This window comes from Actinomadura livida (assembly GCF_014648675.1).
Classification (GTDB): Bacteria; Actinomycetota; Actinomycetes; order Streptosporangiales; family Streptosporangiaceae; genus Spirillospora; species Spirillospora livida.
On the sequence record NZ_BMRO01000021.1, the window covers coordinates 58,940 to 80,739 of the forward strand.

At 73.5% G+C, this 21,800-nt stretch carries 22 protein-coding genes; 7 read left to right on the top strand and 15 right to left on the bottom strand.

All coding sequences use genetic code 11. From position 1 onward, the window contains the following. Window positions 1-11 precede the first annotated feature (11 nt). The 3 genes from IEZ03_RS34040 to pgsA form a co-directional block, all read right to left on the bottom strand. The gene (locus IEZ03_RS34040) at window positions 12-1,202 is read right to left on the bottom strand and encodes a glycosyltransferase family 4 protein (RefSeq protein ID WP_184885106.1); all 1,191 of its coding nucleotides are present in this window, start codon (window positions 1,200-1,202) and stop codon (window positions 12-14) included. Beyond that, entirely contained in the window at window positions 1,199-2,077 is an 879-nt protein-coding gene (locus IEZ03_RS34045; RefSeq protein WP_229808753.1) for a phosphatidylinositol mannoside acyltransferase, read from the bottom strand. Before IEZ03_RS34045 ends, IEZ03_RS34040 begins: the two co-directional genes overlap by 4 nt. Window positions 2,078-2,157: 80 nt before the next feature. Next, the gene (gene pgsA, locus IEZ03_RS34050; protein ID WP_184885110.1) at window positions 2,158-2,784 is read right to left on the bottom strand and encodes a phosphatidylinositol phosphate synthase; all 627 of its coding nucleotides are present in this window, start codon (window positions 2,782-2,784) and stop codon (window positions 2,158-2,160) included. Between the two features lie 329 nt (window positions 2,785-3,113). Between pgsA and IEZ03_RS34055 the strand changes: the two genes are divergently transcribed. Beyond that, window positions 3,114-5,279 carry an elongation factor G-like protein EF-G2 gene (locus IEZ03_RS34055; RefSeq protein ID WP_184885112.1) on the top strand — a complete coding sequence of 722 codons (2,166 nt, stop codon included), beginning with the start codon at window positions 3,114-3,116 and terminating at the stop codon, window positions 5,277-5,279. 57 nt (window positions 5,280-5,336) lie between these two features. On the opposite strand, the gene IEZ03_RS34060 is transcribed toward IEZ03_RS34055, so the two are convergent. Then, window positions 5,337-5,717 carry a thiol-disulfide oxidoreductase DCC family protein gene (locus IEZ03_RS34060; RefSeq protein ID WP_229808749.1) on the bottom strand — a complete coding sequence of 127 codons (381 nt, stop codon included), beginning with the start codon at window positions 5,715-5,717 and terminating at the stop codon, window positions 5,337-5,339. Window positions 5,718-5,755: 38 nt separating this feature from the next. Further along, on the bottom strand, window positions 5,756-6,379 hold the full coding sequence (locus tag IEZ03_RS34065) for an HIT family protein (protein WP_373293723.1): 624 nt from the start codon (window positions 6,377-6,379) through the stop codon (window positions 5,756-5,758). A gap of 189 nt (window positions 6,380-6,568) precedes the next feature. On the opposite strand from IEZ03_RS34065, the gene IEZ03_RS34070 reads away from it, so the two are divergent. Then, the gene (locus IEZ03_RS34070) at window positions 6,569-7,165 is read left to right on the top strand and encodes an Asp23/Gls24 family envelope stress response protein (RefSeq protein WP_184885115.1); all 597 of its coding nucleotides are present in this window, start codon (window positions 6,569-6,571) and stop codon (window positions 7,163-7,165) included. A 6-nt stretch (window positions 7,166-7,171) separates the two neighbouring features. On the opposite strand, the gene IEZ03_RS34075 is transcribed toward IEZ03_RS34070, so the two are convergent. Beyond that, the gene (locus tag IEZ03_RS34075; RefSeq protein WP_184885117.1) at window positions 7,172-7,780 is read right to left on the bottom strand and encodes a hypothetical protein; all 609 of its coding nucleotides are present in this window, start codon (window positions 7,778-7,780) and stop codon (window positions 7,172-7,174) included. Window positions 7,781-7,843: 63 nt separating this feature from the next. Then, window positions 7,844-8,254 (bottom strand): hypothetical protein, encoded by a 411-nt coding sequence (locus tag IEZ03_RS34080; protein WP_184885119.1) that lies wholly within the window; start codon window positions 8,252-8,254, stop codon window positions 7,844-7,846. On the opposite strand from IEZ03_RS34080, the gene IEZ03_RS34085 reads away from it, so the two are divergent. Further along, the gene (locus IEZ03_RS34085; RefSeq protein ID WP_184885120.1) at window positions 8,232-8,639 is read left to right on the top strand and encodes a hypothetical protein; all 408 of its coding nucleotides are present in this window, start codon (window positions 8,232-8,234) and stop codon (window positions 8,637-8,639) included. The two genes, IEZ03_RS34080 and IEZ03_RS34085, sit on opposite strands and share 23 nt — an antisense overlap. Before the next feature lie 119 nt (window positions 8,640-8,758). Here IEZ03_RS34085 and thrS read toward each other — a convergent pair whose 3' ends face one another. From thrS to IEZ03_RS34100, 3 genes are all read right to left on the bottom strand, one after another. Continuing rightward, the gene (gene thrS / locus IEZ03_RS34090; RefSeq protein ID WP_184885121.1) at window positions 8,759-10,744 is read right to left on the bottom strand and encodes a threonine--tRNA ligase; all 1,986 of its coding nucleotides are present in this window, start codon (window positions 10,742-10,744) and stop codon (window positions 8,759-8,761) included. Window positions 10,745-11,048: 304 nt separating this feature from the next. Next, the gene (locus IEZ03_RS34095) at window positions 11,049-12,512 is read right to left on the bottom strand and encodes a sugar porter family MFS transporter (protein ID WP_184885122.1); all 1,464 of its coding nucleotides are present in this window, start codon (window positions 12,510-12,512) and stop codon (window positions 11,049-11,051) included. Between the two features lie 56 nt (window positions 12,513-12,568). Next, a complete protein-coding gene (locus tag IEZ03_RS34100; RefSeq protein WP_184885123.1) occupies window positions 12,569-13,198 on the bottom strand; it encodes a class I SAM-dependent methyltransferase in 630 nt (209 codons plus the stop codon). A 147-nt stretch (window positions 13,199-13,345) separates the two neighbouring features. Between IEZ03_RS34100 and IEZ03_RS34105 the strand changes: the two genes are divergently transcribed. Together IEZ03_RS34105 and IEZ03_RS34110 are read left to right on the top strand one after the other, a co-directional pair. Then, the gene (locus tag IEZ03_RS34105) at window positions 13,346-14,599 is read left to right on the top strand and encodes a sensor histidine kinase (RefSeq protein ID WP_184885124.1); all 1,254 of its coding nucleotides are present in this window, start codon (window positions 13,346-13,348) and stop codon (window positions 14,597-14,599) included. 24 nt (window positions 14,600-14,623) lie between these two features. Then, window positions 14,624-15,298 carry a response regulator gene (locus IEZ03_RS34110; protein ID WP_184885125.1) on the top strand — a complete coding sequence of 225 codons (675 nt, stop codon included), beginning with the start codon at window positions 14,624-14,626 and terminating at the stop codon, window positions 15,296-15,298. 15 nt (window positions 15,299-15,313) lie between these two features. Here the strand turns inward: IEZ03_RS34110 and IEZ03_RS34115 are convergent, their stop codons facing one another. Together IEZ03_RS34115 and IEZ03_RS34120 are read right to left on the bottom strand one after the other, a co-directional pair. After that, window positions 15,314-16,270: a quinone oxidoreductase family protein gene (locus IEZ03_RS34115; protein WP_184885126.1), complete on the bottom strand. Its 957-nt coding sequence runs from the start codon at window positions 16,268-16,270 to the stop codon at window positions 15,314-15,316. A 23-nt stretch (window positions 16,271-16,293) separates the two neighbouring features. Then, window positions 16,294-17,052: an SDR family oxidoreductase gene (locus tag IEZ03_RS34120; RefSeq protein ID WP_184885129.1), complete on the bottom strand. Its 759-nt coding sequence runs from the start codon at window positions 17,050-17,052 to the stop codon at window positions 16,294-16,296. A gap of 52 nt (window positions 17,053-17,104) precedes the next feature. On the opposite strand from IEZ03_RS34120, the gene IEZ03_RS34125 reads away from it, so the two are divergent. Then, entirely contained in the window at window positions 17,105-18,328 is a 1,224-nt protein-coding gene (locus tag IEZ03_RS34125) for an acyl-CoA dehydrogenase family protein (RefSeq protein WP_184885132.1), read from the top strand. Continuing rightward, window positions 18,325-18,993 (top strand): TetR/AcrR family transcriptional regulator, encoded by a 669-nt coding sequence (locus tag IEZ03_RS34130; protein ID WP_184885134.1) that lies wholly within the window; start codon window positions 18,325-18,327, stop codon window positions 18,991-18,993. Before IEZ03_RS34125 ends, IEZ03_RS34130 begins: the two co-directional genes overlap by 4 nt. A gap of 70 nt (window positions 18,994-19,063) precedes the next feature. On the opposite strand, the gene IEZ03_RS34135 is transcribed toward IEZ03_RS34130, so the two are convergent. The 3 genes from IEZ03_RS34135 to IEZ03_RS34145 all read right to left on the bottom strand — a co-directional run bounded on the left by IEZ03_RS34135 (window position 19,064) and on the right by IEZ03_RS34145 (window position 21,800). After that, the gene (locus IEZ03_RS34135) at window positions 19,064-19,267 is read right to left on the bottom strand and encodes a cold-shock protein (RefSeq protein ID WP_131974991.1); all 204 of its coding nucleotides are present in this window, start codon (window positions 19,265-19,267) and stop codon (window positions 19,064-19,066) included. A 193-nt stretch (window positions 19,268-19,460) separates the two neighbouring features. After that, the gene (kynU, locus tag IEZ03_RS34140) at window positions 19,461-20,711 is read right to left on the bottom strand and encodes a kynureninase (protein ID WP_184885136.1); all 1,251 of its coding nucleotides are present in this window, start codon (window positions 20,709-20,711) and stop codon (window positions 19,461-19,463) included. Window positions 20,712-20,774: 63 nt separating this feature from the next. Continuing rightward, the gene (locus tag IEZ03_RS34145; protein WP_184885138.1) at window positions 20,775-21,800 is read right to left on the bottom strand and encodes an amidohydrolase family protein; all 1,026 of its coding nucleotides are present in this window, start codon (window positions 21,798-21,800) and stop codon (window positions 20,775-20,777) included.

Genomic DNA, 21,800 nt, shown 5'->3' on the forward strand with positions numbered 1-21,800 from the left:
CCGGCGGTCTCCTAGGCCCCGTCGCGGAACACGGCCGGGCCGGACTCGACGACGCCGGCGCTCTCGAACGCGACCGTCTCGTACACGCGGAGCACGTCGCGGGCCACGGACGACCAGTCGTAGGCGCGGACGGCGGCGCGGGCCTCCGCGGACAGCTGCTTGCGGCGCGCCGGGTCGTCGAGCAGCTCTGCGGCCGCCGCCGCGAGGGCCTCGTGGTCGCCGACGGGGAACAGCGCGCCGGCGCGTCCCCCGCGCAGCACCCGGTCGAACGCCTCGATGTCGCTGGCCAGGATGGGCGCGCCCGCCGCCATGGCCTCGGCGAGCACGATGCCGAAGCTCTCGCCGCCGAGGTTGGGCGCGACGAACACGTCCACCGAGTGGTAGGCGCGGACCTTGTCCTCCTCGCTGACCATGCCGAGGGCGACGACCCGGTCGCGCAGGTCCCGGGAGACGCGGGACACCACGTCGTCGGCGTCGCCGGGCCCGGCCAGCAGCAGCCGGAGGCCGGGGCGCCGCCGCCCGAGGACCTCGAACGCGCGCAGCAGCACGTGCAGGCCCTTGCGGGGCTCGTCCATCCGGCCGAGGAAACCGAGCGCCTCCCCGCCGGCGGGCCCCTGCGGGACTCCCCCGGCCGGGGCGCCGCGGCCGGGCCAGCCGGGCAGCGGGTCGGCCATCGCGTACCGCTCGGTCGCGACCCCGTTGGGGATCAGCACGGCGTCGCCGCCGAGGTGCTCGACCAGGGTGGTGCGCGCCGCCTCCGACACCGCGATCCGGCCGGTGATCTTCTCCAGCGCGCTCTGCAGGATCGGCGCGGTCACCGACACCACGCGCGACTTCTCGTAGGACGCGTGGAAGGTGCCGACGATCGGGCCGTCCGCGGCCCAGCAGGCCAGCAGGCCGAGCGACGGCGCGGCGGGCTCGTGGACGTGCAGGACGTCGAAGCGGCCGTCGTTGATCCAGCGGCGGACGCGCCCGGCCGACAGGAACCCGAACGCCAGCCGCGCCACCGAGCCGTTGTAGGGCACGGGGACGGCGCGTCCGGCGGACACGACGTAGGGCGGCAGCTCGGCGTCGTCGTCCGCGGGCGTGATCACCGACACGTGGTGGCCGAGGGCGATCAGCGCCTCGGCGAGGTCGCCGATGTGCTGCTGGACGCCCCCGGGGACGTCCCACGTGTAGGGGCAGACGATGCCGATCCTCATCCGGTGCCGTCCGCGATGTCGTCCACCCAGACCTTCTGCAGCATGTGCCAGTCCTCCGGGTGCGCGGCGATGCCCGCCTCGAAGACGCGTGCGAGCTCCTGGGTCATGGCCTGGATCTTCTCCTGTCTGCCGCCCTCACCAGGAACCGGTACCTCCTCGTGGACGCGCGCCGCCCAGTACTCCCCCTCGTACCAGAGTGTCACGGGGATGAGGGCGGCGCCGGTCTGCAGGGCCAGCGCGGCGGACACCGCGGGCATCCGGGCGGTGGCCCCGAAGAACTCCACGTCGATGCCGCTCTCGGTCAGGTCGCGGTCGACGACGAGGCACACCGGCCGGCCGGCGCGGAGGCGCTGCGCCATCCGCCCGTACGCGGAGGCGCCCTTGTGGGCGAGGACCTCCATGCCGAGCCCTTCCCGGAATTCGACGAACCGGTCGAAGAGCGACTCGGGCTTGAGCCGCTCGGCGACGGTGGTGAACGGGTACCCGCGGTGGACGAGCCATGCGCCCGCGTGCTCGTAGTTGCCCATGTGGGGCAGGGCCAGGATGACGCCGCGCCCGGCATCGAGGTTGGTGAAGATCTTCTTCTCGCCGGTCACCCGCATCCGGCCGAGGATCCGCGCCCGGCTGTACTCGGGCAGCCGGAACACCTCCAGCCAGTAGCGGAAGTACGACCGCAGGACCTTCTTGCTGAGGACGCGGACCTCGTCGTCGACGGCGTCCTTGCCGAGGACGCGGCAGAGGTTCTTCTCCAACTGCCGCACACCGGTGCCGTGGCGGTGCCAGGTGCGGTCGGCGAGGGCGGTGAACGCGAGCCGCGCGGCGGGCTCGGGCATCTTGCGGACGATCGTCCAGCCCGCGCCGTACGCGGCGTCCATCACCTCGTCCCGCAGGCCCGTGCGGTCCGCGCCGCGCGGGGACCGGCCGCCCGCGCGGCGCCCGGGCGCGGCGGGGTCGCTCATGGAGCCGGCTCCGGCGCGGCCTCGGCTCCGTCCTTCGCCTGGGCGTAGACGGCGGCGAACCGCTGCGCGACCGTGACCGTGCTCAGCGCGGCGAGGACCCACAGCGCGATGGCGAGGATGTAGGGGACGCCGAGCCCGTGGAACCCGGCGGCCACCAGCGCGACGATCAGCCGTTCGGCGCGTTCGGCGATGCCCACGTCGCAGGTGTAGCCGAGCCCCTCGGCGCGGGCCTTGGCGTAGGACACCACGACCCCGGCGACGAGGCAGTACAGGGCGACGCCGGCGAGCGGCTCCTGCCCGTCCCGGGACAGCCCGATCATCAGCCCGGCGAAGATCGCGGCGTCGGCGACCCGGTCCATCGTGGAGTCCAGGAACGCGCCGAACTTCGAGATCTTCCCGGTGACGCGGGCGACCGCGCCGTCCAGCATGTCGAACAGCACGAACGCGGTGATGACCAGCGTGCCCCAGAAGAACTCGCCGCGGGGGAACAGCGCGAGCGCGCCGGTTGCGACGCCCAGCGTCCCGATGACCGTGATGGCGTTGGGCGAGAGCCTGGTCCGCGCGACCACGTGTCCGACCGGGGTGAGGACGCGCCCCAGCGCGGGCCTGATTCTGTTGAGCATCGCCGTCCGTTCTCGTGAATCTTCGGGGAGTGGGCTTCCGCGGGCCGCCGCGCAGCGCGCCCATCGTAGTGCGGAGGCGTCCCGTGCAGGGTCCTCGGCGTGGTCAGGGCCGGTCCGGCCGCCGTGCGCCGCGCACCGATCGCGGTTGTTTGCCCTTCACCCCTTGTGATCCCGCCCATCCCGGGAAAAGGTGGTGATACGGGTGTGACGTCGGTCACGCACGTTGGACGAGGTCGGACGCCGCACTCGGACGCAGGGCCGGGCCGCCCGCATGGCCGGGCCCCAACGCACGCGGGCCTCCGCGCGGAGACCCGTCCGAGGAGGTAGTCATGGCGGACAAGGGAGGCCACCCGGGAGGCCACGGCAGGGCACCGGAGGCCGGCGGGTGCGACAGGGTGCGCAACGTCGCGCTGGTCGGCCATTCCGGAGCCGGGAAGACCACGCTGGTGGAGGCGCTGCTCGCCGCCACCGGCACGGTGCAGCGGGCGGGACGCGTCGAGGACGGGACGACCGTCAGCGACTACGACGAGGTCGAGGTGCGCCAGCAGCGCTCGGTGAACCTGTCCCTCGCCCCGTTCGCCCACGACGGCATGAAGATCAACCTCATCGACACCCCGGGGTACGCCGACTTCGTCGGCGACCTGCGCGCCGGGCTGCGCGGCGCCGACGCGGCGCTGTTCGTGATCTCGGCGGTGGACGGCATCGACGGCCTGACCCGGATGCTCTGGGACGAGTGCGCCGCCGTGCGGATGCCCCGCGCGGTCGTCATCACCAAGATCGACCAGCAGCGCGGCGACTTCGACGACGTGGTCATGACCTGCCAGGACGTCTTCGGAGAGGGCGTCGCGCCGCTGTACTTCCCGGCGGGCGGCGGGGACGGGCCGCACGGCCTCATCGGGCTGCTGACCCAGCGCTGCTTCGACTACTCCACCGGGCGGCGGACGGAGTGCGACCCAGACCCGCAGTACCTGGACCAGATCGCCGAGCAGCGCGCCACGCTGATCGAGGGCATCATCCAGGAGAGCGAGGACGAGACCCTCATGGAGAGGTACCTCTCCGGCGAGGACCTCGACGTCAAGGCCCTCATCGGGGACCTGGAGACCGCGGTGGCGCGCGGCAGCTTCTACCCCGTCCTGGCGACATCGGTCCCGCACGGCGACCATCCGGGCCCGGTCATCGGCATGCCGGAGCTCCTCGAGGTCATCACCCAGGCGTTCCCCTCGCCCCTCGAACACGGCATCCCGACCGTGACCCCGGTCAAGGGCGGGCCGCCGAGGGAGGTCGCCTGCGACCCGGACGGGCCGCTGGTCGCCGAGGTGATCAAGACGATGTCCGACCCGTACGTCGGACGGATCTCGCTGGTGCGGGTGTTCTCCGGGACGCTCCGCCCGGACATGACGGTGCACGTCTCCGGGCACGGCCTGGAGGACCGCGGGCACGAGGACCACGACGTCGACGAGCGGGTCGGCGCGCTGACCTCGCCGCTGGGCAAGGCGCAGCGCACCGCGTCGTCCTGCATCGCCGGCGACATCTGCGCGGTGGCGAAGCTGACCCGCGCCGAGACCGGCGACACCCTGTCCGACCCGTCCGCGCCGGTGGTGATGACGCCCTGGACGATGCCGGACCCGCTGCTCCCGGTGGCGATCCGCGCCAAGTCCAAGGCCGACGAGGACAAGCTCGGCCAGGCGCTCGGCCGGCTCGTCGCCGAGGACCCGACGCTGCGGCTGGAGAACAACTCCGAGACGCGTCAGCTGGTGCTGTGGTGCATGGGCGAGGCCCACGCCGACGTGCTGATCGAGCGGCTCCGGACCCGGTACGGCGTCGAGGTCGAGCGGATCGAGATGCGGGTCCCGCTGCGGGAGACGTTCGGCGGCAGGGCCAAGGGGCTCGGGCGCCACGTCAAGCAGAGCGGCGGCCACGGCCAGTACGGCATCTGCCACATCGACGTCGAGCCGCTGCCGTCCGGTGAGGGCTTCGACTTCGTCGACAAGATCGTCGGCGGGGTGGTGCCGCGGCAGTTCATCCCGTCGGTCGAGAAGGGCGTCCGGCAGCAGATGGCGCGCGGCGTGTCCGCCGGGTACCCGCTGGTCGACATCAGGGTCACCCTGCACGACGGCAAGGCCCACTCGGTCGACTCGTCCGACATGGCGTTCCAGGCCGCCGGTGCGCTCGCGCTCAAGGACGCGGCTGGCCAGGTGCCGATCCTGCTGCTGGAGCCGGTCGACGAGGTGGACGTGCTGATCGCCGACGAGTACGTGGGCCCGATCATGTCCGATCTGACGTCGCGGCGCGGCCGGGTGCAGGGCTCCCAGGCGGTGCCCGGCGGCCGCACCATGATCAAGGCGGAGGTCCCGCAGCTGGAGATCATCCGGTACGCGATCGACCTGCGCTCCATGTCGCAGGGCACGGGCACGTTCAGCCGCTCGTTCCTGCGCTACGAGCCGCTCCCGACCCATCTGGCCGACAAGGTCGCCGCCGAGTCCAGGGAGACCTGACGGCTGCCTCCGGCGCGTTCAGGGCCCCGTCCGCTCGCCGGGCGGGGCCCTCGCGCGTCAGCCGTGGCCGCCGGGGCGGCCCGCGGGCGGGAGCGCGCACGCCGCCGTCCCGCCCGGCAGCCGGTGCCGGTTCCGCGCGATCAGCCGGTAGGCGGCCTGCGCGGCCCAGCTGGCCGGCGCCACCCGCATGACCACCCCGAGCGCCCGCCAGGGGCCGCCTGCGGCGGTGAGCAGCCGCCCCACGGCCTCAGCGCCGCCGCTGACCCGCCCGGCGCGGTCGATCCACAGGACCTCGTGCTCGGCCCGCTCGGCCGTGGTGCCCAACTCGCCGAGGTCGGCGTACTGGAAGGCGACGATCTCCGCGCGTGCGGGCACGTACCGCTCGATGAAGCGGACCGAGGACGTGCAGAAGCCGCAGTCGCCGTCGTACACGAGCACCGGCCGCCCTCCCGCCGCCCTCTTCGCCGGGGGGCCGGTCATGAGGCCGGCCAGGCGTCGGCGAGCATCTGCCGGGTGTCGCGCAGCAGCTGCGGCAGCACCTTGGTGTGCCCGACGACCGGCATGAAGTTGGTGTCGCCGCCCCAGCGGGGGACGACGTGCTGGTGCAGGTGCGCCGCGATCCCGGCGCCGGCGACCAGCCCGAGGTTCATCCCGACGTTGAAGCCCTGCGCGCCGCTGCACTTGCGCAGCGCCGTGAGGGCGCGCTGGGTGAACGTGGCCAGCTCCAGGTACTCGGCCTCGTCCAGGTCGCCGTAGTCGGCGACGTGCCGGTACGGGACGACCATCAGGTGCCCGGAGTTGTACGGGTAGAGGTTCAGCACCGTGAACACCGACGTGCCGCGGGACACGACGAGCCCCTCCTCGTCGGGCATCCGCGGGATCTCGCAGAACGGGCAGCCGTCGTCCTCGCCCGCTCCCGTCGGCCTGCCCTCGCCCTTGATGTACGCCATCCGGTGCGGGGTCCACAGCCGCTGGAAGTTGTCGGGCGTGCCGGCGCCGCCCCTCTCCTCCTCGTAGCGGGGCGTGCGCTCGCTCCCGGTCGCGGACGCGCCCTCGTCGCGCCCCTGCTGCACCACGGACTCCTCCGGCTCTGCGCTCAAGGCGGCGGTCTCCTTTTGTTCACGTCCTGACCAGCAGCATAGAGAGAGTTTCCCGGCGGCCCGAAGCCGGGATCCCGCCTCGCGCCCGGACGGCGCGGTCCGCGGGACGCGCCCGCCGGCCGGGCCATGCGTGACGTCCCGCGGGTCGCTCCGACACCATGGTCCCGAACCTCACCCCAGGGAGCGATCATGACCGGGCTCGACGAAGGCCGCACCGGGAACGGCGAGCCGGGGCCGGAGGCCGGATCCGCGCCGTTCTTCCCCGGGCCGACCGCCCGCCGCGCGGCGCACTCGGCCGCCCACCGCGGCACGGTGCCGCCGCCGGGGACGCCGCTCCCCGCGCCGCCCGCCGCCGGGCCGGCCGCGGTGCCGATGACGCTGCGGGGCTCGCCGTCCGACATCACCACCGGGGTGGAGGGGCGCGTCACGATCGCGGACGAGGTGGTCGGGAAGATCGCCGCGCTGGCCGCGCTGGAGGTGGCCGGCGTCGCCGCCCTGATCGCCCGGCCCGGCCCGGCCGGCGAGGGCGGCCCAGCGCCCGGTGGAGGACCGGGTGCAGGACAGGCCGCAGGCCGGGGCGGCACGGGCGTCCACGTCGATCCGGACGAGGACGAGGTGACGCTCGACCTCGCCATCGCGGTCGAGTACGGCTGCGTGATCCGCGACGTGGCCGACGCGGTCAAGGCCAACGTGGCCAGGGTCGCGGGCCTGATGCTGGGGTCGCGGGTCGCGGCGGTCAACGTGTCGGTCGGCGACGTCCGCAAGCCCGCCGGCCCGCACCGCTGATCCGCGTCACCCGACGCGTGCGTAGCACGTCTGCATGTTCACCCCGACGGAGACGGTGGTGACCTTGACGCGCTCGACGAGGGCCGGTGACACGCCCCGGAAGTGGAACGTGTGGGGCCGCCCGCCCGGGACGGTGGCCTGCTGGGACTCCGGCGCCCGCCCCTGCAGCACGAGCTCGGCCCGGATCGCTCCACTGGAGGCCACGGTGATGACGACGTCGATACCGGTTCCCGTGGCGCGGTAGGACGCCGTGCCGTCCGGGCACCACGTCAATTCCCCCGTGCCGCCCTGGCCGGGAAGCGCGGGCCCGCCGCCCTGGCCGCCGCCGTCCTGCGGCCCGCCCGGAGCGGGCAGGCCGCTCCCGTCCTGCTGTGGCGCCGGCCCGGTCGGCGCCCCGGGCAGGACCGGGTCCCCCGGGACACCGGCCGGCCCGCCGGGCGATGCGGTCTGGCTGGGCGAGCTCTGGGCGCCCGCGCCGTCGGCGCCCTTCCCGTCGTCGATCAGCGGAATGAGCAGGACGACCACGGCCGCGGCCACCAGCAGCACCGTGCCGGCATAGCCGGCGATCCGGGCCGGGAGGGAGCGGGAATGCCGCGCCGGTCTTCTGGCCCTCATGTCCGCCGTCTCCCCGTTCGTGGCACGTGAGCGTTGAGGTTACCAACTCCGGGCATGTCCGACTCACGTCCCGCAGACGTCGGCCGGGGCCACGAGGCGCCGGGTCAGGGCACCGAGGTCGCGGGCGACCGCCTCCGGCTCCTGCAGGGGGGCGACGACGTGGCTGATCGTCACCCGCAACAGCGTCTCCACCAGCACGCTCCTGACACCGGCGGGGACGGCGGGCCAGGTCCGGTCCGCGTAGGAACCGAACATGGCGATCACCTCCGTGAGGAAGACGAACCCCAGCGCGGACTGCACCGCCGCCGGGAGGTCGTCCAGGTGCTGGTCCAGGCGTTCCTGGACCCCGCCCACGAGCATGTCGATCTCGCGCTCGACGAGGGCGCGGCCCAGCCCGATCTTGTTGCCGAACTCGTTGTAGGCGGGGCGTCTCGTGGCGGTCCTCCCTCTGGTGGCCGACGACGTGTGGGTCACCGGGTACGTCGAGGAGAACGGCGTTCGCAAGGACACTTCGTACCACTGGGACGAATCCACCTGGCGGGAGGACGTCCTGCCCCCGGGCGGCCGCTTCGGAGGCGGGCGGCACCACACCTTCGGCCCGGACGCCGACACCGGCTACTACGCGCCCGACGGCCTCATCGAAGACGGTGCGGGCGGGCTCTGGGCCGTCCCGTCGGCGAACGGCGCCTACAGCGATCCGCGCATCCTGCACTACACGAACGGCTCCTGGCGGCTGGAGCAGACCCTCCCCCACGTGAAGGGCGCGGTCCAGGGGATCACGCGCGTCCCCGGTACGGACTCCGTCTGGGCCGTCGGGTTCAGGGACGGCGGGAACCCGCTGGTCATCTCCGCGGACTGACCGGCCGGGGGTCCCGGCGCCGGGCGCCGGAGCGACCCGGGGCCACGCCACACGGGGGTGGCGTGGCCCCACCGGCGTCCGGCCAGGCCGGTCAGGGCGGTCGGGGCGGTCGGGGGCGGTCAGATCTGCACGCGGGCCTCGATCGCCTGCACGATCTCCTCGACCGCCTCGGCGATCGGGATGCCGTTCCGCTGCTCGCCGCCGCGGTACCGGAACGACACCGCGTCCTTGGCGACGTCGTCGTCCCCCGCGAGCAGCATGTACGGGATCTTCTGCTTCTGCGCGTTGCGGATCTTCTTCTGCATCCGGTCGGCGGAGGTGTCGACCTCGACGCGGACGCCGCGTTCGCGGAGCATCGCGGCGACCTTGTCCAGGTGCGGGACGTGCGCGTCCGCGATGGGGATGCCGACGGCCTGCACCGGCGACAGCCACGGCGGCATCGCGCCCGCGTAGTGCTCCAGCAGCACGCCGAAGAACCGCTCGATCGACCCGAACAGCGCCCGGTGGATCATGACGGGGCGCTGCCGGCTCCCGTCGGCGGCCTGGTACTCCAGCTCGAAGCGCTTGGGCTGGTTGAAGTCGACCTGGATGGTGGACAGCTGCCAGGTGCGGCCGATGGCGTCCCTGGCCTGCACGGAGATCTTCGGGCCGTAGAACGCCGCGCCGCCGGGGTCGGCGACGAGGTCGAGCCCCGACTCGTCCGCGGCCCGGCGCAGCGCCTCGGTCGCCTCCTCCCAGTCGGCGGCGTCGCCGATGAACTTCGGCGAGTCGTCGCGGGTGGACAGCTCCAGGTAGAACTCGCTGAGCCCGTAGTCGCGCAGCAGGTCGAGGACGAAGCCGAGCAGGTTCTTGAGCTCGTCGCCCATCTGCTCCTTGGTGCAGTAGATGTGCGCGTCGTCCTGGGTCATGCCGCGGACGCGGGTGAGGCCGTGCACCACGCCCGACTTCTCGAACCGGTACACCGAGCCGAACTCGAACAGCCGCAGCGGCAGCTCGCGGTAGGATCGCCCGCGCGCCCCGAAGATCAGGTTGTGCATGGGGCAGTTCATCGGCTTGAGGTAGTAGTCGCCGCCGTCGACCTGCATCGGCGGGAACATGTCGTCCTTGTACCAGCCGAGGTGCCCGGAGACCTCGAACAGGTCGCCCTTGGTGATGTGCGGGGTGTTGACGAACTCGTACCCGCCCTCCTCGTGGCGCCTGCGGGAGTAGTCCTCCATCACGCGGCGGACGACGCCGCCCTTGGGGTGGAAGACGGCGAGGCCGCTGCCGATCTCGCTCGGGAACGAGAACAGGTCGAGCTCGGCGCCGAGTCGGCGGTGGTCGCGCTTTTCGGCCTCCTCCAGGAAGCGCAGGTACTCGTCCTGCCGCTCCCGGGACTCCCATGCGGTGCCGTAGATGCGCTGGAGCTGCGGGTTCTTCTCGCTGCCGCGCCAGTACGCGCCGCCGGTGCGCATCAGCTTGAACGCGGGGATGACCCGGGTGGACGGCAGGTGCGGGCCGCGGCACAGGTCCTTCCAGCGCAGCTCGCCGGACTTGGCGTCGAGGTTGTCGTAGATGGTCAGCTCGCCGCCGCCGACCTCGACGCTCGCGCCCTCGGCCGCGTCCTCGGCGGACCCGGAGCCCTTGAGGCCGATCAGCTCCAGCTTGTACGGCTCGCCGGCCAGCTCGGCGCGCGCGTCGTCGTCGGAGACGGGCCGCCGGGAGAACCGCTGCCCCTGCTTGACGATCTCCCGCATCCGCTTCTCGATGCGCTTGAGGTCGTCGGGGGTGAAGGGCTCGGCGACGTCGAAGTCGTAGTAGAAGCCGTTCTCCACCGGCGGGCCGATGCCGAGCTTCGCGTCGGGGAACAGCTCCTGGACGGCCTGCGCCAGCACGTGCGCGGCGGAGTGCCGCATGATCGCCCGGCCGTCGTCGGAGCCGATCTCCACGGGTTCGACGGCGTCCCCGTCGCGCAGCTCGCCGGCGAGGTCGCGCAGCTCGCCGTTCACCCGGGCCGCGATCACGGTGCGGCCGTCGGCGTCGAGGGCCTGACCCGCGGTGGTGCCCGCCGGCACCGCCCGCTCGCTCCCGTCGAGGGTGATGCGCAGCTCCGACACGGTGGACACGGGTACTCCTCGCAGTATTCGGTCAGGACTCGATGGGCTTGGATCAGCGGTTCCCGATGCTATCGACTCGGGATGTGCTCCGGACGCATCCTGCTTCATCGGCCGCTCCTCTCGTCGTGGAGGGCCCGGCGCGGTCCCGGAACGCGGCCTGACATGCGGCAGGGCCCCGGGATCGCTCCCGGGGCCCTGCCGCGTGCAATGTTCAGGACATGCCGCGATCGCGCCGGGAACGACCCGGCGTCGTCGTCTCGAAGACGTGCGGCATGCGTCCATGCTATGCGACCGGCGCGGGCGTCGCACGGATTTACGCGCGGGCCCTCGGCGAGGTGAGCGAGTCCATGTCCTCCAGTTCCCGCCCCTTGGTCTCGGGCACGGCGCGGAGGACGAAGATGATCGCCAGCACGGAGAACGCGGTGTACATCCCGTAGGCGAGGCCGAGGGACACGCCCGAGACGGCCGGGAACGTGGTGGTGATCACGAAGTTCGCGATCCACTGCGCGGAGGCGGCGACGGCGAGGGCGGAGGCGCGGATGAAGTTGTTGAACATCTCGCCGAGCATCACCCAGACGACCGGTCCCCACGTCGCGGCGAACGAGGCGACGAACGTGTTGGCCGCCACCAGCGCGACCGGGCCGGCGACGTCGCCGAGGGCGGGCTCGCCGTCCACGACGGGCGCCGTGGCGAAGCAGACGGCGAGGGTGCCGAGGGAGAGCGCCATGCCGGCCGCGCCGCCGAGCAGCAGGGGGCGCCGCCCGATCCGGTCGATGAGCGCGATCGCGACCAGCGTGAACGCGACGTTGACCAGCGAGTTGATCACCGAGGTGAGCATCGCGTCGCCCTCGGAGAACCCGACCGACTGCCAGAGCGACGTCGAGTAGTAGAAGATCACGTTGATCCCGACGAACTGCTGGAACACCGACAGCAGGAGCCCGACCCAGACGATCGGCAGCAGGCCGAGCCGGGGGCCGCGCAGGTCGCCCAGGCGGACCGGGCGGTCCTCGGCGAGGGAGCGGGAGATCTCCTCGACCTTGGCGTCCACCTCGGAGGGGTCCATGACCCGCCGCAGCACTTCCCGGGCCCGCTCCGGCTGCCGCTTCTTCACCAGGTAGCGGGGCGACTCGGGGATGACCAGGGCGATCACGCCGTAGAGCACGGCGGGGACCAGCTCGCTGGCGAACATCCACCGCCAGGCGGTGCCGCCCAGGGGGAACTCGCCGGAGGCGCCGCCGTCGGACACGCGGGCGATGAGGTAGTCGGCGACCAGCGCCGCGAAGATGCCGAGGACGATCGCCATCTGCTGCAGCGACCCGAGCCGCCCGCGCATCCGGGCGGGGGCGATCTCGGCGATGTAGGCGGGCGCGATCACCGACGCCGCGCCGATGGCGAGCCCGCCGACCAGCCGCCAGACGATGAGGTCGGCGGCGCCGAAGGAGAGGGCGGAGCCGATCGCGCTGATCAGGAAGAGCGCCGACGTGATCAGCATCACCCGCACGCGGCCGATGCGGTCGCCGAGCGGCCCGGCGAACCACGCGCCGGCGGCGCAGCCGAGCAGCGCCGACGACACGACGAACCCGACGACGAAGGCGCTGAGCCCGAAGTCCCCCTCGATCGCGTCGACCGCACCGTTGATGACCGAGGAGTCGAAGCCGAACAGGAAGCCGCCGACGGCGGCGGCGGTGGCGAGGAGGGCGGCGATGGCGGTCGGGTTGGCGGGGCCCCTGCCCGCCGGTTCGCCCTGGGGGTGCGGGGTCCCACCGGCTGCGGTCATGCCCCACCGCTTCCCGGGAGAAAGGGGCTTATGCGGCTTCGCGGTCGCGCGGTGGATCAGTCGCGGACGGCGATCCCGATGACGTGCGGCGACGCCGGGTTGCCGCGGGTATCCGGGAACTCGAAGCGCCGCTCGGTCCGCACGGTGAAGCCGGATCCGGCGATCCACTCGTCCGTCCGGCGGGACACGTGGCATCCGCCGGCGAGGTACGGCCACACGACGTCGGTCCAGCGCTGGAAACGCACCTTCCCGGGCGTGCTCCCGCGGACGTGCTCGTAGTAGCGCAGCTCGCCGCCGGGCCGCAGGACGCGCCTCAGCTCGGCCAGCGCGCGGACCGGGTCGCGCACCGAGCACAGCACGAGCGAGGCCACCGCCACGTCGAAGGACGCGTCGTCGGCGTCGAGGTCCTCCGCGACGCCGGGCCGCACGGTGACGGGGACCGGCGCGCGGGCGGCGAGGGCGGCGGCCCTGGCGCGCAGCCGCGGCTCGGGCTCGACCGCGACGACCTCGGTGACCTCCGGCGGGTAGTGCGCGAAGTTGGCCCCGTACCCCGCGCCCACCTCCAGCACGCGGCCGGACGCCTCGGCGAGCAGCTCGGCGCGGTGCTCGGACCCGCCCGCCTTGGCGGTGGCGGCGTCCAGCCGCGGGTAGAGCCGGGCGAAGATCGGATGCCTCAGGTCGGTCATCAACGCAGTGTCCGCCGCCCCGGGCGATCACCGCAAGATCGCCGCCCGGCGGGGCGCGCCGGGCGGCCTGATACCAGCGGACCGGGCCGGATCTCCCCCGCCGGGGTCAGGCGGTCCGTCACCGGCGCGTTCTAGGCTCCGAGTCAAATGAACGAACCAGACCGCTTCGCGCCGGGGGGCCGCCCCCGGCTGCTCGCCGGGGTCCGCTCGGCGCTCATGCCCGGCGGGGACGACCCCGCCGTCACCCTGCTGCCCGAGCGCAAGGCGCTGCGCATCCCGATCCTGCTGCTCCTGCTCGGGCTCACGATCGGCTTCACGGCCGGGTCCATCGCGATCTCCATCACGCAGGACGGCGTCGACACGAGGCTCGCCTGGCCGCTCGGCGTGCTGCAGGCGACGCCGCTGATGTTCGCGGCGCGCTGGCCGCTCGCCGCGTGGCGGGTCGCCGCGGCGGGCCTGCTCCTGATGGTCTTCGTCCGGCACGGGGAGGGCTTCATGCCCTGGCCGGTCACCGCGATCCTCGCCCTGATCGTCATCCTGTTCTTCACCGGGGTCGGCGCCGACCGGCAGACGACCCTCGGCGTCGGCGCGGTCACCATCACCGGGGTGCTGCTGCCCGCCGTGCTGTTCGGCATGCCGGGCTGGTTCGCCATGATCCTCGCCGGGCTCGCGGCGCTCGCGCTGACCTTCGGCGACGCGGTCGGCGGCCGGCACTCGGCCGTGGAGGAGCTGCGCAGGCGCGAGGAGCAGCACCGGCAGGATCTGGCGCGGCAGGCGGTGCTGGAGGAGCGCGCCCGCATCGCGCGCGAGCTGCACGACGTGGTGGCGCACCACATGTCGGTGATCGCGATGCAGGCGGAGGCCGCCCCCTACAAGATCCCGGACCTGCCGGACGCGGCGCGGCAGACGTTCGGGGTGGTGCGGGACGCCGCGCGGGAGGCCCTCACCGAGACGCGGCGCGTCGTGGGGCTGCTGCGCTCCGACGGCGAGGACGCCGAGCGCACCCCGCAGCCCGGCCTGGAGCGGCTGGACGACCTGGTCGGCGCGGCCCGCCGGTCCGGGCTGTCGGTCGCGGTCGTCGTCACCGGGGTGCCGCGGCCGCTGAACGCCGGGGTCGACCTGTCGGCGTACCGGATCGTCCAGGAGTCGCTGAGCAACGCGTCCCGGTACGCGCCGGGGTCCCGGGTCCACATCGAGGTCAAGTACGGCGCCGAGACGCTGGCGGTGTCGGTGACCGACGACGGCGCGCGCAGCACGCCGGAGGAGTCGCAGGGCGGCGGGCACGGGCTCGTGGGGATGCGCGAGCGCGTGACGATGCTCGGCGGCGGGCTGACCGCCGGCCCGCAGGACGGCGCCGGCTGGTCGGTCGTCGCCGAACTGCCCTACGGCGACCCGGCGTGATCTTCGGCGCCGTAGGGTGTTGCCGTGACGATTCGGGTGCTGATCGCCGACGACCAGGTCATGATCCGCGACGGGCTCGCGGCGCTGCTGTCCTCCGACCCGGGGATCGAGGTGATCGGGCAGGCGGGCAACGGCCGCGAGGCGGTGGAGATGGCCCGGCGGCTCGACCCCGACGTGGTCGTGATGGACATCCGGATGCCGGAGATGGACGGGCTCGCCGCCACCGCCGAGCTGATCGGCGCCCCGGCTGCGGACACCGACCCCGCCGACGTGCGGCCGAAGGTCCTCGTGCTGACCACGTTCGACCTGGACGAGTACGTCTACGAGGCGCTCGGCGCCGGGGCCAGCGGCTTCCTGCTGAAGGACGCCTCCGCCGCCGACCTGGTGAACGGCGTGCGGGTCGTCGCGTCCGGCGACGCGCTGCTCGCCCCGTCGATCACCCGGCGGCTGATCGGCGACTTCGCGCGCCGGCGGCGGCACCAGCGGCCCAGCCCGCAGGCGACCGCGGGGCTGACGCCGCGCGAGCTGGACGTCCTGCGGCTCATCGCGCGCGGGCTCTCCAACGCCGAGATCGCCGCGGAGCTGGTGCTGGCCGAGCAGACGGTGAAGACGCACGTCGGGCACGTGTTGACCAAGCTCGCCCTGCGCGACCGCACGCAGGCCGTCGTGTACGCCTACGAGAACGGTCTCGTGGGCTGACCCCGTCAGGCCCTCTCAGCGCGACGGGTCGAGGACGAGCTTCCCGGTGGTGCGGCGGGCGCGCAGGTCCTCGTGGGCGCGCCTGGCCTCGGTGAGGCCGTACTCGCCGCCCCCGACCGCGCGGAGGCGTCCGTCCGCGACCAGGCCGAACAGCTCGTCGAGGGCGGTCCGCATCACGTCGCCGGGGAGCTGGAAGACGTGCGCCAGCCACATGCCGGCGATCGTGGTGGAGTGGCTCATCAGCGTGGCGGGGCGCACGGGCGACGGCTCCTTCCGCGACGCCATGCCGTAGAAGGCGAGGCGCCCGAACGGGGCGAGTGCGCGCAGGCTGTCGTCGGTGACGGTGCCGCCCGTCATCTCCAGGACGGTGTCCACCCGCCTGCCGCCGTTGGCCTCGATGAGGGCGGCCTTGAGGTCGGGCTCGCCGGGGTCGACCGCGGCGTCGGCGCCGAGTTCGAGGGCGAGGTCGCGCTTGTCGGGCGACGAGGCCGTGGCGATGACGCGCCCCGCGCCCCATGCCTTGGCGAGCTGGACGGCGAGGCTGCCGACGCCGCCGGCGGCGGCGTGCACGACGACGGACTCCCCCGGTGCCAGGTGGACGCTGCGGCGCAGCAGCACCCACGCCGACGCGCCCTGGATGACCATGGCGAGGGCGGTGAGGTCGTCGATGCCCTCCGGGACGTCCCATGCGAGCGCCTCGGGCGCGACGGCCTTCTCGGCGTACCCGCCGGTGCCGACGAGCGCGACGACGCGGCGGCCGTCCGCGGTCGTGCCGACGACCTCGCCGCCGGGGACCAGCGGCAGCGTGGACTCCGACAGGTAGCTGTTCTCGGCCTGGTGGGTGTCGGCGTAGTTGATCCCCGCCCGCGAGACGTCGATGAGGAGGTGGCCCGGCCCGGCCTCGGGGTCGGGCAGCTCGGTGACGGTGAGCACCTCGGGCCCGCCGAACTCGGTGATCTGGATGGCGCGCATGATTCTCCCTGTCCGGTCGGATTTCAGCGCGGGCCGGGGACGCCGCGGAACTTGAAGGGCTCGGCCGGGCGCCCGGGGACCACGTACCAGGCTTCGCCCGCCCCGTCCGCGGCGAGGATGCGCATGAACGCCTCCACGACGTCGGCCACGTCCAGGATGGGGAATCCGGTCTCCTGGAGATGCCCCTTCATCGGGGTGAGGATGTCGGTGTCGGCGAACGAGGGGCACAGCGCGTTCACCCGGACGCCCTCCTCCGCGAGCTTCGGGCCGAGGGCGCGGACCAGCCCGACCACGGCCGCCTTGTTCGCCCCGTAGACGGGGTCGAACGGCGTGGCGGTCAGCGCGGCCATGCTCGCTGTGACGACGATGTCGCCGCCGCCGCGGGCCCGCAGCGCGGGCAGCGCGGCGTGCACGCCGAAGAAGACGCCGTCGAAGTTGATGCCCATGGCCCGCCGGTACGCGGCGAGGTCGAAGTCGTCGCCGACCCCGCCCCCGCCGGCGACGCCGGCGTTCAGGAAGGCCACGTCCAGGCCGCCGAAGCGCTCGACGGCGGCCGCCACGGCGGCCTCGCTCTCGGCGGGCTCGCGGACGTCGCAGCGGACGAAGACGCCGTCCAGCTCCTGCGCGAGCGCCGTCCCGGCGGCCGCGTCGACGTCGGCGAGGACGACCCGGGCACCGTCCCCGGCCAGCCGGCGCGCCACCGCGGCCCCGATGCCGTTCGCTCCGCCCGTGATCAGTGCGACCTTGCCGGTGCCGTCGAAGCCGCGGTCGTCGACTGCCATGGGACTCCCCTCACGGAGTGAAAGTAACTGACTCGTCAGTTACTCTAGCGGAATGGACTTCGGTTTGAGCGAGCGCGCCCAGGACCACCTCGGCCGCCTCCAGGAATTCATGGACTCCCACGTGTATCCGGCGGAGCCGGTGTACGAGGCCCAGCGGGCGGAACTGCGCGCGGCGGGCCGCGAGCACCACCTCCCCCAGATCGTGGAGGACCTCAAAATCGAGGCCCGCAAGCGCGGCCTCTGGAACCTCTTCCTGCCCGACAGCGAGGACCCGGCCCACGGCCTCAGTGTGACGGACTACGCGTCCCTCGCCGAGGTGACCGGCCGGTCCCCCGAGCTGGCGCCCGAGGCCACCAACTGCGCGGCGCCCGACACCGGCAACATGGAGGTCCTGCACCTGTTCGGCACGCCCGAGCAGAAGGAGCGATGGCTCAAGCCGCTGCTGAACGGCGAGATCCGCAGCGCGTTCGCCATGACGGAGCCGGAGGTGGCCAGTTCCGACGCGAGGAACATCTCCACCCGCATCGAGCGGGACGGCGACCACTACGTCATCAACGGCCGCAAGTGGTGGATCACCGGCACCGCCGACCCGCGCTGCAAGGTCATGATCGTGATGGGCAAGACCGACCCGGACGGGCACCCGTACCGGCAGCAGTCGATGGTGCTGGTCCCGGTCGACGCGCCCGGGGTGGAGATCGTCCGGCCGCTGCCCGTGTTCGGCTACCAGGACCAGCACGGCCACTGCGAGATCACCTTCACCGACGTCCGCGTCCCGGTGGAGAACCTCGTCGGCGAGGAGGGCGGCGGCTTCGCCATCGCCCAGGCGCGCCTCGGCCCCGGCCGCATCCACCACTGCATGCGCGCGCTCGGCGCGGCCGAGCGGGCGCTGGAGCTGATGTGCCGGCGCGCCCTGTCCCGCGAGGCGTTCGGCGGGCCGATCGCCCGGCAGGGCGTGGTGCGCGAGCAGATCGCCGAGTCGCGGATGGCGATCGAGCAGGCCCGGCTGCTCACGCTCAAGACCGCCTGGCTGATCGACAAGCACGGCGTGCAGGCCGCCCGGTCCGAGGTCGCGGCGATCAAGGTGATCGCGCCGCGGGTCGCGCTGGAGGTCGTCGACCGGGCGATCCAGGTGCACGGCGGCGCCGGGGTCAGCGGCGACACCCCGCTCGCCGCCATGTGGGCGGGCCTGCGGACGCTGCGCCTCGCCGACGGCCCGGACGAGGTCCACGTCCGCTCCGTCGCCCGCGCCGAACTGGGCAAGTACACCGACGCATGACCGACGGCACGGGGGAGCGCGTGCCCGGCGTACGGCGGCGGATGCCGTACGCCCGGCGGCGCGAGCAGCTGCTCCAGGTGGCTCTGGAGGAGTTCGGCCGCCGCGGCTACCACCTGACGCAGATGGAGCACGTGGCCGCCGCCGCGCAGGTGTCCAAGGCGCTGCTGTACCAGCACTTCACCTCGAAGGAGGAGCTGTTCGCCGAGGTCACCGAGGCGATCGTCGCCGAGCTGACGGCCCGGCTGAACGAGGCCGTGCTGGCCGAGCGCGGCTCGCCGCACGGCATCCGCGCCATGATCCGGGTCCTGTTCGACTACGCCACCGAGGAGCCGGACGCGTGGGCGCTGGTGGTCCGGCACCTCGACAAGCCCGACGACGTCGGGGTGGAGCTGCGCGAGCTGCGGGACCGCCTCGGCGGCGCGTTCGCCGACCTGCTGCTGCGCCGCCGCCGCGCCGACCCGAAGCTGTCCCCGGCGGCGCTGGCGGTGAACGAGCGGCGCGCGCGGCTCCTCGTCCCCCTGATGTACGGGTCGATGCTGTCGATGGTGTCGTGGTGGCTGGAGCATCCCGACACCCCGCGCGACCGCGCCGAGCAGATGGCGATCGAGTTCATCTGGCTCGGCCTCGACCGGCTGCGCACCGGCGAGCGGCTGCCCAGGGAGTAGCCCCCGGCGGGCGGGCACGCGAAAGGCCGGGGACGGCGTGCGTCCCCGGCCTTCTAAGCTCGCCGTGGCCTTAGAGCGGGGAGACGCCCTCGGCCTGCGGGCCCTTCTGGCCCTGCGTGATCTCGAACGAGACGCGCTGGTTCTCGTCCAGGCTGCGGTAGCCGTTGGTGGCGATCGCCGAGTAGTGGACGAACACGTCCGGGCCGCCGCCGTCGGGCGCGATGAACCCGAAGCCCTTCTCGGAGTTGAACCACTTCACGGTGCCTTCGGCCATGGTCTTTCCCTTCGGGTGAAACTCACCGGCCCGCCGGGCGGCGGACCGGGCTGCAAGCGGACTCATCTCACGCCCGCCGGTCACCCGGAGAAAACGCTTCGAGACTGCCTGGCTCCCGGCCGGCCTGACCGGGCGCCATCGTGCAACGCAACCGAACCTACCCGATGCCGGGCCACCCTATGCACCGACACTCCTAAACAAGATCCCGGAGGGCCTCGGCGGCGCGGTGGCAGTCGTGGAAGGTGCAGTACAGCGGGGCGGGCGCGAGGCGCAGGACATCGGGTTCGCGGGCGTCGGCGACCACTCCGCGGTCCTGGGCGAGCCGCCGGACGAGGCCGCCCGCGTCGTCCACCTGCAGCGAGAGCTGGGCGCCGCGGGCGGCCGGGTCGGCCGGGGTGATGATCCGCGCGCGGGTCTCCGCGAGGCGGTCCGCGAGGTAGCCGGTGAGCCGCTCGCTCTTGGCGCGCAGCGCCGCCATCCCGACCCGGTCGAAGATCTCCAGGGACGCCAGCACCGGGGCCAGGGCCATGATCGGCGGATTGGACAGCTGCCACGCGTCGGCGGAGGCCGGGGGCGAGATGTCGGGGTCCATCCGGAACCGGACGGCCGGGTCGGTGCCCCACCAGCCCGCCAGCTTCGGCACGGACGCGTCCCGGACGTGCCGCTCGTGGACGAAGCATCCGGCGACCGCTCCGGGCCCGCTGTTCAGGTACTTGTAGGTGCACCAGGCGGCGAAGTCGACGTCCCAGTCGTGCAGCCGCAGCGGGACGTTCCCGGCGGCGTGCGCGAGGTCCCAGCCGACGGCGGCGCCGGCGGCGCGGCCCGCCTTGGTGATCGCCGGCATGTCCATGAGCTGGCCGGTGAGGTAGTTGACGCCGCCGAGCAGGACGAGTGCGACCGTGTCCCCTTCGCGTCCGAGGAAGGCCACGACGTCCTCGGTGCGCAGGTCGTCCTCGCCGGGGCGCGGCCGCAGCCGCACCACGGCCGCGGCCGGGTCGAGGCCGTGGTGGACCGCCTGGCTGGCGACGGCGTAGGAGTCGGAGGGGAAGGCCGAGTCCTCGATGACGATGCGGGTGCGGTCCCCGGCGGGCCGGTAGAAGCTCGCCATCATCAGGTGCAGGTTGACCGTCAGCGAGTTCATGGCGACGACCTCGTGCGGGAGGGCGCCGACGAGCCGTGCCGCGGGCTCGCGCAGCAGTTCGTGGTAGTCCACCCAGGGCCGGCGGGCCTCCGTGTGGGCCTCCACCGCGAGCCGCGCCCAGTCGTCGAGCTCCTCGCGGAGCCGTCCCGCGACCGCCCTCGGCTGGAGCCCCAGGGAGTTGCCGGCGAAGTAGGCCGCCTCCTCGTACGCCCCGCCGGGGGCGGGCGGGACGAGGAACTCGCCGCGCAGGGTGGGCAGCGGATCGGCGGCGTCGAGCCGCCGCGCCTCGTCCTCGGCCGTCACGGCGTCCCTCCCCGGTTCGTCGTCATCACGGTGCCTCTTCGTTGCCTCTTCAAGGTGTCCGTCTCACGTGGCCGGCATCGTCGCGGCGGGGACCTCGGCCGGCGCGAAGAAGTCCAGCGCGTTGCCGCCGAGGAGCCGAGCGCGTTCGGCGTCGTCCAGCCCGGGGCAGGCCCGGATCGTCGCGCCCGGCTCCTCCTCCCCCAGCGGGAACGGGTAGTCGGTGCCGAGCATCACGCGCTCCACGCCCATCACGTCGATGAGCAGGCGGAGCGCGCGCGGGTCGAACACGGCGGAGTCGACGTGGAACCGGTCGACGTACTCCGACGGCGGGCGCGGCGAGTCGGCGCGGACGATGTCGCGCCGGTGCCAGGCGTTCTCGGCCCGCCCGAGCAGGAAGGCGAAGCTGCCGCCGCCGTGGCAGAAGCACAGCCGCAGCGACGCCGGGATGCGCTCGAACGCGCCGGACAGCATCAGCCCGAGGATGCTCAGCTGCGTCTCGGCGGGCATCCCGGACAGCCACGGCAGCATGTGGCCGCGCATCCGGTCCCCGCCGAGCATGTCCCACGGGTGCGCCAGGACCGGCAGCCCGATCCGGGCGCAGTGCGCGAGGAACCCGGTGATCCCCTCGTCGTCGAGGTTGCGGTCGCCGACGTGGTTGCCGATGTGCACGCCGCGGTGCCCGGCCGCCGCCGCCCGGGACGCGACCTCGCAGGCCAGCGCCGGGTCCTGCAGCGGGACCTGGCACAGCGGCAGCAGCCGGCCGGGGGCCTCCGCGCAGAACGCGAGGACGCGGTCGTTCACCAGGTCGCACCAGTCGGCGGCGCGGGACGGCTCGGCCGCGTACCCGAACATCAGCGGCGTGGACGAGACCGCCTGGACGTCCACGCCCGCGGCGTCCATGTCGGCCAGCCGCCGGGCGGGGTCCCAGAGCGCCTCCCCGACCGGCCGGTACTCCTCGTCGCCGCACATCATCATGCCGGTGCCGGCGCCGTCGACGCGCAGCCACGGCTCCGCCTCGTCGGCGAGCATCCGGCCCTCGTTCCGGCCGAGCCGCGGGAAGACGTGCGTGTGGACGTCGATGACGGTCAC